This is a genomic window from Aminobacter niigataensis (assembly GCF_946995915.1).
GTDB classification, from domain to species: Bacteria; Pseudomonadota; Alphaproteobacteria; order Rhizobiales; family Rhizobiaceae; genus Aminobacter; species Aminobacter niigataensis.
The window spans coordinates 4,095,933-4,111,206 of sequence record NZ_OX341517.1 but is presented as its reverse complement, the minus strand read 5'-3'; the positions used below and the strand labels follow the sequence as shown (position 1 = coordinate 4,111,206).

Below are 15,274 nucleotides of genomic sequence, written 5' to 3'. Positions count from 1 at the left end.
CCGGTCAGGCAGCTGTTGCGTTCAGCGACGTTGCTGCGTCCTCTTCGATCAGTGAACGGTGGATGGAAAGCGCTGCAAAGACGCCATCCGCCGAAGCAAGCGTGATGTTGTGCATTTCGGTGGCAGCATCGCCCGCTGCAAAGACGTTGCGGACCGTCGTCTGCTTGAAGCCGTCGGTGCGGATCTTGACGCCAAGGCGCGTATCGTCGAACGCGCAGCCGATCTGTTGCGCCAGCGGACTGGCCATGCGCAAGGGCGCTCCGATGAACAGGGCCTTGACCGGCACCAGCCTGCCGTCGGCAAGGCGCACACCGTCGATCCCAGGGGCGGAGCCTTCGACCGCCGTGAAAGGCGTGTCCTCGATCCGGACGTTGCGGGCGGACAGCAGCGCGGCGGTGGCTTCGTCGAGCGGGAAGTTCGCGCTGGCAAAGTAGGTCGTGTCGCCCCAGTCGGCCAGAAGCGATGCCTGGTGATGGGAAAGTGCAGTGGTGGCGAGCACGCCGATCGGCCCGCCGCCGATTTCATAGGCGTGGCAATACGGGCAGTGCAGCACCGTCTCGCCCCAGCGCTCGGCGAGGCCGGGAATGGCCGGCAGGTCGTCGCGCACACCCGTCGCGATGAGCATGCGTCGGCCCTGATGCAGCGTCCCGTCGGCAAGCCTGACCGCGATGCCTTCTTCCGTCGTCTCGGCTGCGACTGCCTCGCCGGAGACGAGCGAGGCGGATGGATAGGCTAGAAACTGCGCCCTGGCCTCTGCGAGGAGCTCGCCACCGGCGCGACCGTCATGCCCGAGCACGCCGTGTGAACGGGCGGCGAAGCGGTTGCGCGGCATGCCGGCGTCGATCACCAGCACCCGCCTGCGGGTACGGGCCAGGACCAGTGCTCCGGCGAGGCCGGCAAAGCTGCCGCCGACGATGATGGCGTCATGCTGCATCGTGATTTCCTTTTGCATGTTGTGCGTGGTCCGCCATCCGGCGGCTGAAATCGGCGGCGAGATCGCTGAGCCGTATCTGCCCGAACCGTTCGAGCAGCAGGGCCTGCGCCTCGCGGAAGGTGTCGTCGAGTGCGTGATTGACCGCCTGTTCGACCAGGCAGCCTGGGTTTTCGGTGGCTGGGCTGAGCGGCAGCAGCACCGGTTCGCCCAATGCCAGGTGGATGTCGCGCAGGCTGACCGAGGCGAGGTCGCGCACAAGCGTCCAGCCGCCGCCATGGCCCCGCTCCGACGTCACGAAACCGGCCTCCCGCAGGCCGGCCATCGTCCGGCGCACGACCACCGGATTGGTGCGCAGGCACAAGGCGAGATGGTCCGATGTCATCGGCTTGCCGTGATCTGCCATGTGAAGCAGGGCATGCAATGTCGCGGAAAGGCGGCTGTCGTGTTTCATGTAACTTTTATAGTTACGAAATATCTGGAGATCAAGCCGGCAGTGCTGCCCCTCGCGCACCCGGTCACCGGCCGGCAATGTCGCGTTGCGGCGGCCAGAGCTTTCCGGTAAGCACTCCGGGACTTCAACAGCAACGGCCACCCCTTTCATGAGCATAGCCGACACGATCCGCAACGCCTTCGTTCCGGTCCATCGCGAGGGGTATCCCTTCATTGCCGGATTCGCGGCGGTCGCCGTCCTGCTGGGCTTCTTCTCGACGTCGCTGTTCTGGATCGGGGCGATTCTCACCGCCTGGTGCGCCTATTTCTACCGCGACCCCGAGCGCGTGACCCCTGTTGACGACAAGCTCGTGGTCAGCCCCGCCGACGGCGTGGTTTCGGCCGTCGGCCCGGCCGTGCCGCCGCGCGAACTCGGTCTCGGCAATGCCGAGATGACGCGCATCTCGGTGTTCATGAATGTCTTCTCCGTCCACGTGAACCGCGCACCGGTGCGCGGCAAGATCGTCCGCATCGAGCACCGTCCGGGCAAATTCCTCAACGCCGAGCTCGACAAGGCAAGCCAGGAAAACGAACGCAACGGCGTCGTCATCGACAGCCCCAATGGCCAGGTCGCCGCAGTCCAGATCGCCGGCCTCGTGGCGCGGCGCATCGTCTGCTGGGCCGATGTCGGTGGCAACATCGCGGTGGGCGAGCGTTTCGGCCTGATCCGCTTCGGCTCGCGCGTCGATGTGTTCCTGCCAGCGGCAGCTGTTCCGCGCGTCGCCGTCGGCCAGACCGCGGTGGCTGGCGAAACCATCCTCGCCGAATTCGGCGGCGCCAGCCACGCACCGCTGGTGCGGGTCTCCTGATGGTGGCGCCGTTCAAGCCCTTCGAACCACATGGCAGCGGCGGACCGCGCATCCGCGAAATTCCGCTGCGCATGGTGCTGCCCAACCTCATCACCGTGCTGGCGATCTGCGCTGGGCTTTCCGGCATTCGGCTCGCCTTCCAGGACCGGTTTGAACCGGCCGTGGTGATGGTGCTGCTGGCAGCCTTCCTCGACGGCATCGATGGCCGTCTGGCGCGCATGCTGAAGGCGACCTCGAGGTTCGGCGCGCAGATGGATTCGCTCGCCGACATCGTCAATTTCGGTGTCGTTCCGGCACTGGTGCTCTATGCCTACCTGCTCGACAAGGCCGGATCCCTGGGCTGGATCGCGACGTTGCTTTTCGCCATCGCCATGGGCCTGAGGCTGGCGCGCTTCAACGTGCTCGACGAAGACCTCGATCGCCCGGCATGGCAGGCCGAGTATTTCGTCGGCGTTCCTGCGCCGGTCGGGGCCATCACCTTGATGCTGCCGATGTATCTCGGCTTCCTCGGCCTCGAGGGCACGCGCACGGTGGCCTATGTCGCCACCGGCTTCGCCATCCTCGTCGCCTTCCTGCTGGTCAGCCGGCTGCCTGTCTATTCCGGCAAGAAGCTGAGCATTCGCAGGGAGTACCTGCTGCCCGTCATGCTGGTTGCGGTATTCTACGTGCTGCTTCTGACCGTCTATCCCTGGCAGACGCTGACAGCGTCGGTGATCGGCTACCTGATCTTCCTGCCGCTGAGCGCCAGTGCCTATGCCCGACGGGCGAGGATCGAGGGTGAGAAGGCTGTGGCTGCCACAGCCGAGGCTGAGACAACCGACGTCTCGGACGAGACCAAGCCGGCAAGCTAGGCTGCCAGCCCCAGTCGCTCGATGGCCATGTGGCGCGCGGCGACATAGTCGGTCTTGCCGGAGCCGAGCACCGGGATCTCGCGCACCTTGATGATGTCGTGCGGGACCATCAGGTCGGCGGCCCCGGCCTGCTTGCCGTAAAGGCGCAAGGTTTCGGGATCGGCATTGCCGGCGGTGGTGACGAGCACGATGCGCTCGCCCTTGCGCTTGTCGGGAACGGCAACGGCGGCGTGGCGCTCCTCCGGCCACAGTGCCTGCACCAGCATCTCGACGGCGCCGAGCGAGACCATCTCGCCGGCGATCTTGGCGAAACGCTTGGCCCGGCCGCGGATGGTGACGAAGCCCTCGCGGTCGACCGAGACGATGTCGCCGCTGTCGTGCCAGCCTTCGAGTGGCTGCAACTCGCCCGGCCGGTCGGCGGTCATGTATCCCATCATCAGATTGGGGCCGTTGAGCCAGAGCCGCCCGCCTTCGCTGACGCCTTCGACCTCTTCGAGCCGCATGCGCATGCCGGGCAAGAGGCGTCCCACCGTGCCGTCGCGGCCATGAGTCGCCGTATTGACGGCCACCACCGGCGCTGCCTCGGTCAGGCCGAAGCCTTCGACGATCTCGGCGCCGAATCGCTCGCGCCAGACGCGCCGTGTTTCCGGCCGTACCGGCTCGGCGCCGGCCACGACGAAACGCAGGCTGGAGAAATCGCCATCCTCGGCAGTCCGGGCATAGGCGGCAAGGAAGGTGTCGGTCCCGAACATGATGGTCGGGCGAATCTTGCGCGCGACGTCCGGGATGAGCTTGTAGTGCAACGGCGAGGGGTAGAGGAACAGCCGCACCCCGGTGATCAGCGGCAGGATGGTGCCGCCGGTGAGGCCGAAGGAGTGGAAGACCGGCAGCACGTTGAACAGCTTGTCGGCCGGCGAGATGGCAATGCGGGCCTCGGCCTGCATGGCGTTGGCGACCAGGTTGCGGTGCGAGAGCACCACGGCCTTGGGCATGCCTTCGGAGCCCGAGGTAAACAGGATGACGGCCGGCCTGGAGGCGACCTGGGGTTGCAGCGGGCGCCGCCATTGAGCGGCCGCGGCGGCCTTTTCGAAGGTCGTGATGCTGTCGCGCAGCTCTTCCAGCCAGATCATCCGCGCGCCGGCCTGCTCGGCGGCCGCGACGATGTCGGCGAGGTCGGCCTTCTGGATGAAGGCGCGCGACGAGACGATTGTCTTGATGGCAGCCGTCTTCACCGCCGAGGCGACATTGGTGGCGCCGGCGGTGTAGTTGACCATAGCGGCCACGCGCCCTGCCGAGATGAGACCGAGCATGGTCAGCACCACGCCATTGGCATTGGGCAACAGTATGCCGACCGCTTCGCCCGGGCCGCTCATGCCCTCGAGGCGTCTGCCCAGCACGCGGGCGCCGGTCAGGAGCTTGCGGTAGCTGAGCGCGCCGCTGACGACGTCCTCGACGATCAGGCGCGAGGCGCCGTAGCGGCCGGCGGCATCGCACACGGCGTGGAACAAGCCCCGGTCGAGATCGGTGCCGGCGAGCCGCGCTTCGGCAAAGCGGTCGAACAGGGCATTGGCGGTGGTGGTCTGCGAGTAACCGGCGCGCTGGAGCAGTTCGGCCATGGTCATGGGCGCAAGCGCTGCGATCCGGAGGCGTGGGAACCAGGCGCGTGGCGCGCGTTCGGCCGGTGTCAGCGAAAACGGCAGGTGGCGCGCGCCGCTGACGAAGATCGGCACGATCCGGGCGTCGGCCTGCATGGCGATGCGGGCGACGGCGCGGAACAGGCGGAACGACTTGACGTCTGGCTCGACGGTGTCGGGCAGGTAGACGGCGAGGCGGCCCTTGCCGCGCAGCACGCGCACCAGGCGACGGCTGACGAAGACATGTTCGGCGTTGAAGGCGATGGTGCGGCCAAGCTCGCGCCACGGCTCGAGCCAGAAGGCGCGGGCGGAGGCATCGTCGAGGATGTGCAGCGTCTGCTCCGGCAGCAGGGACAGCATCAGCGCCGGTTCGAGTCGGGACTGATGCGACACGACATAGATGACCGGCGTTTCTGAATCCCGCGCCTGGCGTATGGCCTTGTCGTGGACGCGCCACACCAGCTTGAGCGGTAGATAGAGCAGCGCCTGGCGGAAGCGGATGCCGAGCGTATACGTCAGGTAGCCTGCGGCAAGCATCCATGCCGCGACAAGACCGAGCAGAATCGCACTGGCCAGGACCATGCCGCACCTCCCAATGCGCGCGACCCCCCAACCGCGCGCACTGAAACTAGACGATGCCGACGCCACGTCAATGCGCATCGTTCCCGCCATCCCCTGGGGTTCAGGACAGGAAAAAGCCGGTCTTGCGACCGGCTTAAAGCAAAGGGACGGGTGGAGGGGATGGGGGGATGGGGCAACCCGTCCTGAGGCCAATAACGCCGACCCCGCGATTTGGTTCCGCCCCGTTCAGGTTTTTTACGATTCTTTTTCGCCGTTGGCCAGCGCGGTGGCTACAGCCCGGGTGCCGGCCCAGTCACGCCAGGCATGCCAGAAGACGGCCGCCAGCACGATGGCACCGCCGGCGAGGCTGGCGACCGGCGGCAACTCGGCCAGGAACAGCCAGGCGAAGAAGATGCCGAACGGCACTTCGGCGGTGCCGAGCAGCCCTGCTTCGGCAGCCGGAATGCGGCGCGCGCCTTCGGTCCACAGCACCACCGCGAGGGCGAAGGTAAGGCCGAAAATGGCGAGCACAGCTATGTCCTGGCTTGGCACGGCCAGCGGGTCGGTGACGAACCAGGCCGGAAAGATACCCAGGAAAGCCGAAACGGCGCCGGCCAACACCACCGATGTGTTGCGAAAGCGGCGGACGAGGGTCGCGTAGAGCGCGAATGTGAAGGTCATCAGCAGCGCCAGCATGTCGCCGAAGGCGTGGCCGCCGCCAAGCCCGGACCAAACCATGACGGCGACGCCGACGAGGCAGACCGCTGCTGCAACTGCCGTCTGGCGGCGAAAGACCTCACCGATGATCAGCCAGGCGAGCAATGCGACGACGAACGGCACTGTCGCGTAGATGACCACGACATTGGCGACGTAGGTGTTCTTGAAGGCGGCAATGAAGGCGATGCTGGCGAATGTCCCCACTATGGCAAGCATCCAGCCTTGCCAGCCGAGATCGAGGCTTTCGCCATGGCCGTCGCGGCGGCGCCAGAGGACATAAGCAGTGATCAGCAGCCCGCCGGCCAGTCCGCGCCACGAGGTGATCGTCAGGGGATCGGCGTCGATCGATTTGGTGAGGATGCCGGACAGGCCGAAAACCGCCGCGGACAGCGTGACAAGCAACATGCCGAGCCTGTGTTCCGATGCGCCGTCGATGATGTCGGTGGCCATGCCGTCTCCTGCAAGAGAAGCTTAGTCTATCGCATCGCTCCTGCCAGCCTGCTGTCATGAGCCAAGGCACCTTACCTATGCTAGGATCGCCATGGTTTGCCGGGAGAAGATCATGGATGCCGCGGGACTGAAGGCGCTGCAGGCGCCGCTGAAGGACGCCTATCGCGAGGATGCTGGGCGGGGGCTGATCACGCTGCGGGCCGCCGGTGCCGTCGACGACCAGTCGATTGCCTGCAAGGTTGATACGGGCAGGGCGATCGTGACCGCCGGCCTGCACCCGGCGACCGGTGGCAGCGGCATGGAGTTGTGTTCCGGTGATATGCTGCTGGAAGCGCTGGTCGCCTGTGCCGGAGTGACCTTGAAGGCGGTTGCCACGGCGTTGGAGTTCAGGCTCGGCGAAGCCAGGGTCTCGGCCGAGGGCGATCTCGACTTTCGCGGCACGCTCGGTGTCGCCAAGGACGCGCCGGTTGGCTTTCGTGCCATCAGGCTGGCCTTCAAGCTCGATACGGACGAGCCGCAGGACCGGATCGACGCGCTGATCAAGCTGACCGAGCGTTACTGCGTCGTATTCCAGACGTTGAACGTTCGGCCGGACCTTTCGGTATCGGCCGAACGTTAGGGGTGATGCAGGCCGCTCAGTTGGTGGCGAAGCAGTAGAACAGGCCGTCGCCGCCGGTGCCCTTCAGCGCTTCCTGGCCGCAGCCGCCGCGCGAGGCATGCGAGGAATTCCAGGACTTCGCGGCCGCCGAATCGTCGAGCCCCATGCGGTCGTGATGCCCCATCATGGCGACGCCTTCGCCGTCGCTGGTCCAGTTGTTGCAGGACTGGTCGGCGGCCTTGGTGCCGTCAGGCATCGACCCGGTCAGGATGTCGTGCTTGTTGGGCTGGTCACCGCGGCCGTTGACGGCGTTGCCCTTCTCGTCGAGCGCGGTTTCCTTGTTGATGTTGTTGGCGTCGCTGTGCAGCGAGGCGACATCGTCGGCGATCTTCTGGCCCTTGGCATTCGACCATGGGCCGCTGCCGATGCGATCCTTGGCGTCGGTGTCGCTGGTCGAGAGATAGGCATGCCAGGTCTTGCCGGTCGAGCCGGCAGCTTCGGCGAGGCTCTGGCAATGCGCGTCGGCGCCTGCGAGGCCGCCGAGATTTGCGCCCTTGCCTAGGCCGGCGCTGGTCACGAAAAAGCTCATCGTGTTGTCCTGGGCGCTGGCGGTGAGAAGGCCGGAGCACAGTGCCGCGGACAGGATGAGGATGCGTTTCATCGATCGTTCCTCCCAAACTTTACCGATAGACGCGCAAAGCTAGGGCGGGCCGAAATCAACGGCCAATCACGCTTGCGTGTCGCCTACATCGGCCAGACGAGGATTAGCATCGGCACCGCTACCAGGATGACCAGCAATGACAGTGGCAGCCCGAGGCGAGGATAGTCGGAGAATTTGTAGCCGCCCGGTCCCATCACCAGCGTGTTGCACTGGTGGCCGATCGGTGTGAGGAAGTCGCAGCCCGCGCCGATGGCGACTGCCATCAGGAATGCTTCCGGCTGGTAGCCGAGCGAACTGGCGAAGCCCGCGGCAATGGGGGCGACGACAAGCACGGTCGCGGCATTGTTGAGGAACGGCGTGACCGCCATCGCCACGACCATGATGAGGGTCAGTGCTCCTGCAGCCGGCAACCCAGCGGCGAACTCGGCGAGCCAGGCCGAAATGACGTCGGTGGCGCCCGTCCGCCGCAAGGAATCGCTGACAGGAATGAGAGCTGCCAGCATGACCAGGATCGGCCCGTCGATTGCGCCATAGACCTCGCGCAGCGGGATGACACGGAACAGGACCATGGCGACGGCAGCCGAGAAGAAAGCCAGCGGGACAGGCAGCAGGCCCAGGGCGGTCGCCGCCATCGCTGCGATCAGGATTGCCAGCGGAACGATGCCGCGGCGGACGCTGCCGAGGAGGATCGACCGCTCCGCCAGCGGCAGGCAGCCGAGTTCGCGCAGGATCTCCGGCAGGGTCTGCGGATTGCCCTGGAGAACCACCACGTCGCCCATGCGCAACGTGACTGCACCGAGCCGCTCCTGGATGCGCTCGCCCTTGCGGCTGACAGCCAGCAGGTTGACGTTGAAACGGTCGTAGAGCGCCAGCCTTTGGGCCGACCCGCCGATCAGGCTCGAATTCTCGCCGATGACTGCTTCGACGGCCGCGGCGGCATGCTTGCCACCGGCGGAATCGCGGCTGCCGGTGACGCTGAGCTTGGCCTGCGCCACCATGCGGTCCAGCACGTCGGGGGCGCCCTCGATCAGGAGGATGTCGCCTTCGCGCAGGATCACATCGGGAAACGGCGTGACGTGCAGCGCGCGCGACCGCAGGATCGAGGTGACGACAGCGCGGCTGCCACCGAGCTTCAGCAGATCGCCCAGCGATTTGCCGGCGACGGCGGAGTCGGCGACGATCCGGGCTTCGGTGACGTAGTTGTTGATGTCGATCGCCTCGTGGATGGAGGCCGAGGCGCGCGTGCGGCTGGGCAGCAGCCAGTAGAACAGCACCAGGAAGACGATGCCGGCGGCGGCAAGGGCCGCACCCACCGGGGTGAAGTCGAACATCGAGAAGGCCTCGCCGGTCATCTCCTGGCGCACGCGCGAGACGACGATGTTGGGCGAGGTGCCGATCAGCGTCATCAGGCCGCCGAGCAGCGAGCCGAACGCCATCGGCATCAGGAACACCGAGGGCGAAACATTGGAGCGGCGAGCGAACTGGAAAGCGATCGGGATCATGATCGCCAGCGCACCGATGTTCTTGACGAAGGCGGACAGTACCGTGACGACGATGACCAGCAACGCCAGTTGCGCCCTGACGCTGGAGACATCGGGAGCGAAGCGCTGGATGGCATATTCCATGATGCCCGAGCGGGCGACGCCGGCACTGACCAGGAGCGCCGAGCCGACGATGATGACGATGTCGTCGCCAAAGCCGCTGAATGCCTTGGCCTGCGGAACGATGCTGGCCGCAACGGCGACGATCAGGGCGCCGCAGGCGACCAGATCATAACGGAACCGACCCCAGATGAACGCCGCCATCATCAGCACGATGACGGCGAGGGACATCATCTGGTCTGTGGTCATGCGGTCGATGTCCCCACATTCGTCGGATCGCGATGGTCAACGCGGCAGCGGTGGTATCGTTGCTTTGTCGGGGCAGGCAGGCCCCGAAGCGGCAGGTGCCGGGCCGGTCGGCAGAAGATGTTCAGGCTGGCTGCTGGTAGGAGACCCAGCGCTGTTCGCGGGCCTGGTAGATCAGGCCGGTCTGGGTGAGGGCAGGGTCGACCATCGGCAGGATGTGGGCTGCGACCTCGGAGGGATGCGGCAGTGTTTCAGGGTTTTCGCCCGGCACCGCCTGGGCGCGCATCGCCGTGCGGGTGCGACCCGGGTCGAAGGCGTTGACGCGCAGCTTCAGGTTGCGGGTCTCGTCGGCCCACGAGCGCATCAGCGTCTCGGCCGCAGCCTTGGAGGCGGCGTATGGCGCCCAGAAGGCGCGTGCGGAATGCGCGGCGTTGGAGGTGACGACGACGGCGCGGCCGGCGTCGGAGTGGCGCAGCAGCGGATCGACCGAGCGGATCAGCCGCCAGGTGCCCGTCACGTTGACCGCCATCACCTTGTCGAAGACCTTGGCTTCGACGTGGCCGATGGGGGCGATGACGCCGAGAACGGCGGCGTTCGCCACCAGGATGTCGAGCTTGCCCCAGCGTTCGTGGATCGAGCCGCCGAGCCGGTCGATGCCGGCCATGTCGGTCAGGTCGAGCGGGACCAGTGTCGCCTGGCCGCCGGCCGCCTTGATTTCGTCGTCGAGTTCTTCGAGGCCACCGACCGTGCGCGCAACCGCAATGACATGGGCGCCGGCTGCGGCCAGCTGCTTGGCTGTGTTGTAGCCGATGCCGCGCGAGGCGCCGGTGACAAGGGCGATGCGGCCGGAGAGGTCGGGAATGGTGGTCATGCGGGCACCCAATTCGAACTTGTCGATCCGCTGCCTGATAGGACGATTTCGCCGCGAACAAAACCCCGCAGTCCACAATGAGGGTCGACTATGTGTCGCAAGCTGCGAAATTCGCGCCGGCAATGTCGGAAAAGCCTGGCGTCAGGCGTCCTGGGTTGAGAACGATGATACCGGAGGTACGAGCCATGAGCAGAACTGTAGCAATCCTTGTCGCCAGACTGATCTTTGCCGGCGCTTTTGCCATGGCGGCTGTCTTCAAGTTCGCCGGAATGGAACAAACCGCGGCCTACATCGCGGCGGCCGGCTTTCCGTTCCCGCTGCTCCTCGCGTGGCTCGCGGCCATATTCGAAGTTGCGCTGGTGGCGGCGTTCCTGACGGGGGCCTTCTTTTCGGAAGCCGCTCTGCTCGCGGGGGTCTACGTGATCTTCCTGGCTTTCGCTTTCCACGGCCCCTCGCTCTGGCAGGGAAACCAGGCCGAGTTCGGCTTCTTCGTCGACCACTTCACCTTCCTCGCGGGACTGCTGTTCGCAGCCGTGCACGGGCCAGGCGAAAAGCTGGCGTTGCGGCAAGGTCTTATCTGGAAGAACGAGGCGGCTTCCGCGAACTGACGCGAAAGCCAGGCAGCGTCAGAAGGCGCTACACTCCGCCCGTCGCCAGCAGCGACAGGGTGCGGACATTGTCGGAGCCTTCGAGATCGGCGAGGCGCGTTGGGTACTGGCCGGAGAAGCACGCATCGCAGAACTGCGGCTGTTCGTTGTCGCGGCTGGTCTCGCCGACGGCGCGGTAGAGACCGTCCATCGACAGGAAGCCGAGCGAATCGACGCGGATGAACTCGGCCATTTCCTCGATCGTCATGCGCGAGGCCAAAAGCTTGGATTTCTCCGGCGTGTCGACGCCGTAGAAGCAGGATGCGCGGGTGGGCGGCGAGGCGATGCGCATGTGCACTTCGCGGGCACCGGCGTCACGCACCATCTGCACGATCTTCTGGCTGGTGGTGCCGCGGACGATGGAATCGTCGACCAGCACCACGCGCTTGCCTTCGATCATCCGGCGGTTGGCATTGTGCTTGAGCTTGACGCCCATATGGCGGATCGAATCGCCGGGCGAAATGAAGGTACGGCCGACATAGTGGTTGCGGATGATGCCAAGCTCGAAGGGGATGCCTGCCTGCTGCGAGAAGCCGATGGCCGCCGGCGTGCCGGAATCGGGCACGGGCACGACGATGTCGGCTTCGACCGGGCTCTCGATGGCGAGTTCGGCGCCGATGCGCTTGCGCACGTCATAGACGTTGCGGCCCTCGACCGAGGAGTCGGGGCGGGCGAAATAGACATATTCGAAGATGCAGAAACGCGGCTTCTGCGGCTCGAACGGGAAGATGCTCTCGATGCCCTTGGAGGTGACGATCACCATCTCGCCGGGCTTGAGATCGCGCACGAAACGCGCACCGATGATGTCGAGCGCGCAGGTTTCGGAGGCGAGGATCCAGGCACCGTCGAGGTCGCCGAGGACCAGCGGGCGAATGCCGAGCGGGTCGCGGCAGCCGATCATCTTCTTCGACGACAGCGCCACCAGGGAGAACGCGCCTTCGACCTGGCGCACCGCATCGATGAAGCGCGCATTGAGGTCGCGTTCCTTGGACGTCGCGACCAGGTGCAGGATGGTTTCGGTGTCGGAGGTCGACGAGAAGATCGAGCCCTGCTTCTGCAAGGCACGCTGCACCGTCATCGCGTTGGTCAGGTTGCCGTTATGCGCAACAGCAAAGCCGCCATCGGCGAGTTCGGCGAAGAAGGGCTGGATGTTGCGGATACCCGCGCCGCCGGTGGTGGCGTAGCGCGTGTGGCCGATAGCGCGATTGCCCTTGAGGCTGTCGATCACGCGCTGCTTGGTGAAGGTATCGCCGATCAGGCCGACATGGCGTTCGACGTGGAACTGGCTGCCGTCGTAGGAGACGATGCCGGCAGCTTCCTGGCCGCGATGCTGGAGCGCATGCAGGCCCAGCGTGACGATGGCTGCTGCGTCCTGCCGGCCAAAGATGCCGAACACGCCGCATTCATCGTGGAAATGATCATCGGCCTCGGCGGAGAGAGGTGTGTCTGCGTCAACCATCGGGTCACGGTCTCGTGTCGGAAAGCCGTCATATAGGGCATGCCGACCTGCAATACCATCACCAATTTTAGCAGGCCTTGTCGCAGGTGGCCTGCGCAGGAGGTAATCCTGCGCAGGCAACTTGGCCCTAGGCCAGTTCGACGCCCTTGCGTTCCTTGATCAGGAAGACCGTGGCGAGAATGTCGATTGCCCAGACAAAGACCAGGAACGACAATCCGGCGGACAGCGAATATTGCGTTGCCAGCCAGCCGATGACCAGCGGGCCGAAGCCGCCGACGCCGCGGCCGACGTTGAAGAGCACGTTCTGTGCCGTCGCGCGGGCCTGCGTCGGGTAGCTTTCGGAGATCAGGGCGCCATAGCCGCCGATCATGCCGCTCAGGAAGACGCCGGTGATCGCGCCGGCAATGAGCAGCGCCGTGGGGTCCTTGATCTGCGGATAGACGAATGCCATCGCCATGGCGCCGATCTGGAAGGTAATGAACAGCGGCTTGCGGCCGAAGCGGTCCGCCAAATGCCCGAAGATCCACATGCCGACCGCACCGCCGAGCACTGTGACCGACGTCCACATCGCCGACTTGGTGAGCGTGAAGCCCATCTGTGTGGACAGGTAGGCCGGCAGCCAGATCATCGTGCCGTAGTAGCCGAAGTTCTGCGCCGACGTCATGATCCCGATGCCGATCGTCGACCGGATCGTTTCACGGTCTGCAACCAGGTGGCGGAAGGGATTGACGCGCTTGCCGGCGTCCTTCTTGGCCGCCGCCACGAACATTTCAGGCTCATGCAGGTACTTGCGCAGGGCAAAGGCCACAACAGCCGGGATCAGGCCGATCACGAACATGCCGCGCCAGCCGATCAGGGGCAGCAGCAGCGGGGTGAGCAGCGCCGCGGCGAGCACGCCGGCCTGCCAACCCAGGGCGACGTAGGACGAGGCGCGCGCCCGCTTGTGCGCCGGCCAGGCCTCTGCCACCAGGGCCATGCCGATGCCGAACTCGCCGCCCAGGCCGATGCCGGCGATTGTGCGGTAGATCAGCAGATCCCAGTAACCCTGGGCGATGGCACAAAGACCGGTGAACACACCAAACAAAAGGATGGTCCACGACAGGACGCGGATGCGGCCGAAACGGTCGCTGAGTGCCCCAACGATCAGGCCGCCGATCACGGCGCCGATGAGGGTCCAGGTAATGAGCGAGCCCGCCTCCGAACTCGAAAGGGCCAGGCCGACCGTAACCGCCGGCAGCATGAAGCTCAGGATCATCAGGTCGAAACCATCCATCGCGTATCCGAGATTGGATGCGAGCAGCGCCTTGCGCGCATAGCTGTTGACGGGCGCGTCCTTGTCGTCCGCGAGGGTCGGCGATTGCGCCGTAGAAGACTTAATTGACATGCTTTCCTTCCCAAAAAATGCGCTCGGCCCACGCGACACCAGGAAGCGCGGCTTCAAGCCGCGGGAATAAGTATATACATAATTGAAGTTGCGCAAGCTGAGCCAAGTGCTCATGCATGCTGCCGGCTTGACTCGCAAGCGAAGAACTTGGCTACAGCGCGTGGCGCCAAGCAGAGGTCGCCGCGACAATGGTGTCGGAGGCTCGCGGAGGCATGTTGACAAGCTTCCATGCGTATAGAATAGTAATTATGTATATACATAATTTACTGCCGTGACTGGGAATGGAGTTGGGTTATGAAGGCACTACCGCACGTTGGCGACAAGCGCGTGATCGATATGCATGTGCATATCGGACCGGAATTTTTGCGCCGGAAATATAGCGCTGAAACGCTCGCGGCCGAGGCGCGGAGCGAAGGCTTTGGCGTGGTGATGAAGAATCACTTCCAGCCGACCACCGGACAGGTCAGCCAGTTGCGCCGGCCCGATGACAAGGTGGCGCTGGTTGGTTCCGTCGCCCTGAACTTCGGCTGCGGCGGCGTCGACGACCATGGCGTGCGGTCGGCACTCTCTGGCTGGAAGCGCGATGTGACAGCGGCGGATCCGGATTGCGACCGCTTCGTGGTCTGGATGCCGACGATGTGCTGCGAGGCGCATCTGAAGAAGTACAATCGCCGCGACCTGTCCGAGGCCTGGGGCATCAAGGGGCAGTACACGAGGTATTATGCCGAGGGTACCGGCTATACGCTGGACGAAGGCAATGACGACAAGATGGCCGCGCTGCGGCGCGCGCTGCAGGTGATCGCCGACAACGATCTCATCCTGGCGACAGGGCATTTCGACCGCAACGAGACCCTGACGGTCGTCAGGATCGCGCATGAGATGGGCATCCGCCGGATCATCATGACGCATCCGCTGTTTCAGACCACCGAGCTCGATCCCGAGACGATGCGGCGCATGTGGGAGCAGTACGGTGCCTATAGCGAACTGGCCTTCGTCAATCTCGCCATGGATGACCTGAGCTACGAGCAGTACATCGAAGTCATCGAGGCGGTCGGCTCGCAGGGCGTAATCCTGTCGTCGGACGTCGGGCAGGTGTTCTCGGCAGGCGTTGGCGATGCCCTGCGCGAATTCTTCACGGAGTTGCAGGCACGAGGCGTCAAGGAAGACGACATCGTCCAGATGTCGGTCATGAACACGAACAAGCTGTTGTTCGAAACCATGGAGTGATCGTCAGGAGGGTTCACGCGTCCTAACCGGGGCGCGTCGATCCTGAGTGTCTGCGACGCGCCGAGGAATGCTGCCTGCCGGACCAGCGATACGCAGCCAGAATGCAGAACGCCGTGCCTCCCTTCGGACGCACGG

General features: G+C 65.2%; 14 protein-coding genes. 5 read left to right on the top strand and 9 right to left on the bottom strand.

Going from position 1 to position 15,274, the window contains the following annotated elements; genetic code table 11:
• Positions 1-4: 4 nt before the first annotated feature.
• Together O1Y97_RS20045 and O1Y97_RS20040 are read right to left on the bottom strand one after the other, a co-directional pair.
• Positions 5-934: an NAD(P)/FAD-dependent oxidoreductase gene (locus O1Y97_RS20045; RefSeq protein ID WP_318762132.1), complete on the bottom strand. Its 930-nt coding sequence runs from the start codon at positions 932-934 to the stop codon at positions 5-7.
• Complete coding sequence (locus O1Y97_RS20040; protein ID WP_318764248.1) at positions 924-1,385, bottom strand: Rrf2 family transcriptional regulator; 462 nt, start codon at positions 1,383-1,385, stop codon at positions 924-926. The genes O1Y97_RS20045 and O1Y97_RS20040 overlap by 11 nt, the downstream gene beginning before the upstream one ends.
• 148 nt (positions 1,386-1,533) lie before the next feature.
• Between O1Y97_RS20040 and O1Y97_RS20035 the strand changes: the two genes are divergently transcribed.
• Both O1Y97_RS20035 and O1Y97_RS20030 read left to right on the top strand, forming a co-directional pair.
• On the top strand, positions 1,534-2,232 hold the full coding sequence (locus O1Y97_RS20035; protein WP_108608721.1) for a phosphatidylserine decarboxylase: 699 nt from the start codon (positions 1,534-1,536) through the stop codon (positions 2,230-2,232).
• Positions 2,232-3,083, top strand: a complete 852-nt coding sequence (locus tag O1Y97_RS20030) for a CDP-alcohol phosphatidyltransferase family protein (RefSeq protein WP_318762131.1) — start codon at positions 2,232-2,234, stop codon at positions 3,081-3,083. The genes O1Y97_RS20035 and O1Y97_RS20030 overlap by 1 nt, the downstream gene beginning before the upstream one ends.
• On the opposite strand, the gene O1Y97_RS20025 is transcribed toward O1Y97_RS20030, so the two are convergent.
• Both O1Y97_RS20025 and O1Y97_RS20020 read right to left on the bottom strand, forming a co-directional pair.
• Complete coding sequence (locus O1Y97_RS20025) at positions 3,080-5,299, bottom strand: AMP-binding protein (RefSeq protein WP_318762130.1); 2,220 nt, start codon at positions 5,297-5,299, stop codon at positions 3,080-3,082. The genes O1Y97_RS20030 and O1Y97_RS20025 overlap by 4 nt on opposite strands.
• A 234-nt stretch (positions 5,300-5,533) precedes the next feature.
• Entirely contained in the window at positions 5,534-6,445 is a 912-nt protein-coding gene (locus O1Y97_RS20020; RefSeq protein WP_318762129.1) for a DMT family transporter, read from the bottom strand.
• Positions 6,446-6,557: 112 nt separating this feature from the next.
• Here O1Y97_RS20020 and O1Y97_RS20015 point away from each other — a divergent pair, with 112 nt between their 5' ends.
• Positions 6,558-7,064 carry an OsmC family protein gene (locus tag O1Y97_RS20015; protein WP_108609968.1) on the top strand — a complete coding sequence of 169 codons (507 nt, stop codon included), beginning with the start codon at positions 6,558-6,560 and terminating at the stop codon, positions 7,062-7,064.
• Positions 7,065-7,080: 16 nt separating this feature from the next.
• On the opposite strand, the gene O1Y97_RS20010 is transcribed toward O1Y97_RS20015, so the two are convergent.
• The 3 genes from O1Y97_RS20010 to O1Y97_RS20000 form a co-directional block, all read right to left on the bottom strand.
• Positions 7,081-7,704, bottom strand: coding sequence for a hypothetical protein (locus O1Y97_RS20010; protein WP_108608717.1), 624 nt, complete (start codon positions 7,702-7,704; stop codon positions 7,081-7,083).
• 83 nt (positions 7,705-7,787) lie between these two features.
• On the bottom strand, positions 7,788-9,554 hold the full coding sequence (locus O1Y97_RS20005) for an SLC13 family permease (RefSeq protein ID WP_108608716.1): 1,767 nt from the start codon (positions 9,552-9,554) through the stop codon (positions 7,788-7,790).
• A gap of 121 nt (positions 9,555-9,675) precedes the next feature.
• A complete protein-coding gene (locus O1Y97_RS20000) occupies positions 9,676-10,422 on the bottom strand; it encodes an SDR family NAD(P)-dependent oxidoreductase (protein ID WP_318762128.1) in 747 nt (248 codons plus the stop codon).
• Positions 10,423-10,607: 185 nt separating this feature from the next.
• Between O1Y97_RS20000 and O1Y97_RS19995 the strand changes: the two genes are divergently transcribed.
• Complete coding sequence (locus O1Y97_RS19995; protein ID WP_318762127.1) at positions 10,608-11,030, top strand: DoxX family protein; 423 nt, start codon at positions 10,608-10,610, stop codon at positions 11,028-11,030.
• Between the two features lie 28 nt (positions 11,031-11,058).
• Here the strand turns inward: O1Y97_RS19995 and purF are convergent, their stop codons facing one another.
• Complete coding sequence (gene purF / locus O1Y97_RS19990) at positions 11,059-12,528, bottom strand: amidophosphoribosyltransferase (protein WP_183262198.1); 1,470 nt, start codon at positions 12,526-12,528, stop codon at positions 11,059-11,061.
• 127 nt (positions 12,529-12,655) lie between these two features.
• The gene (locus tag O1Y97_RS19985) at positions 12,656-14,026 is read right to left on the bottom strand and encodes an MFS transporter (protein WP_318762126.1); all 1,371 of its coding nucleotides are present in this window, start codon (positions 14,024-14,026) and stop codon (positions 12,656-12,658) included.
• Between the two features lie 180 nt (positions 14,027-14,206).
• Here O1Y97_RS19985 and O1Y97_RS19980 point away from each other — a divergent pair, with 180 nt between their 5' ends.
• Entirely contained in the window at positions 14,207-15,139 is a 933-nt protein-coding gene (locus O1Y97_RS19980) for a DUF6282 family protein (protein WP_318762125.1), read from the top strand.
• The last annotated feature ends 135 nt before the right edge of the window (positions 15,140-15,274 follow it).

Coding starts and splice junctions, on each gene's coding strand:
- O1Y97_RS20025 (WP_318762130.1), bottom strand. CDS start 5,299: ATGGTCCTGGCCAGTGCGATTCTGCTCGGTCTTGTCGCGGCATGGATG.
- O1Y97_RS20040 (WP_318764248.1), bottom strand. CDS start 1,385: ATGAAACACGACAGCCGCCTTTCCGCGACATTGCATGCCCTGCTTCAC.
- purF (WP_183262198.1), bottom strand. CDS start 12,528: ATGGTTGACGCAGACACACCTCTCTCCGCCGAGGCCGATGATCATTTC.
- O1Y97_RS19995 (WP_318762127.1), top strand. CDS start 10,608: ATGAGCAGAACTGTAGCAATCCTTGTCGCCAGACTGATCTTTGCCGGC.
- O1Y97_RS20010 (WP_108608717.1), bottom strand. CDS start 7,704: ATGAAACGCATCCTCATCCTGTCCGCGGCACTGTGCTCCGGCCTTCTC.
- O1Y97_RS20020 (WP_318762129.1), bottom strand. CDS start 6,445: ATGGCCACCGACATCATCGACGGCGCATCGGAACACAGGCTCGGCATG.
- O1Y97_RS20030 (WP_318762131.1), top strand. CDS start 2,232: ATGGTGGCGCCGTTCAAGCCCTTCGAACCACATGGCAGCGGCGGACCG.
- O1Y97_RS20035 (WP_108608721.1), top strand. CDS start 1,534: ATGAGCATAGCCGACACGATCCGCAACGCCTTCGTTCCGGTCCATCGC.
- O1Y97_RS20015 (WP_108609968.1), top strand. CDS start 6,558: ATGGATGCCGCGGGACTGAAGGCGCTGCAGGCGCCGCTGAAGGACGCC.
- O1Y97_RS20045 (WP_318762132.1), bottom strand. CDS start 934: ATGCAGCATGACGCCATCATCGTCGGCGGCAGCTTTGCCGGCCTCGCC.
- O1Y97_RS20005 (WP_108608716.1), bottom strand. CDS start 9,554: ATGACCACAGACCAGATGATGTCCCTCGCCGTCATCGTGCTGATGATG.
- O1Y97_RS19985 (WP_318762126.1), bottom strand. CDS start 14,026: ATGAGCACTTGGCTCAGCTTGCGCAACTTCAATTATGTATATACTTAT.
- O1Y97_RS20000 (WP_318762128.1), bottom strand. CDS start 10,422: ATGACCACCATTCCCGACCTCTCCGGCCGCATCGCCCTTGTCACCGGC.
- O1Y97_RS19980 (WP_318762125.1), top strand. CDS start 14,207: ATGAAGGCACTACCGCACGTTGGCGACAAGCGCGTGATCGATATGCAT.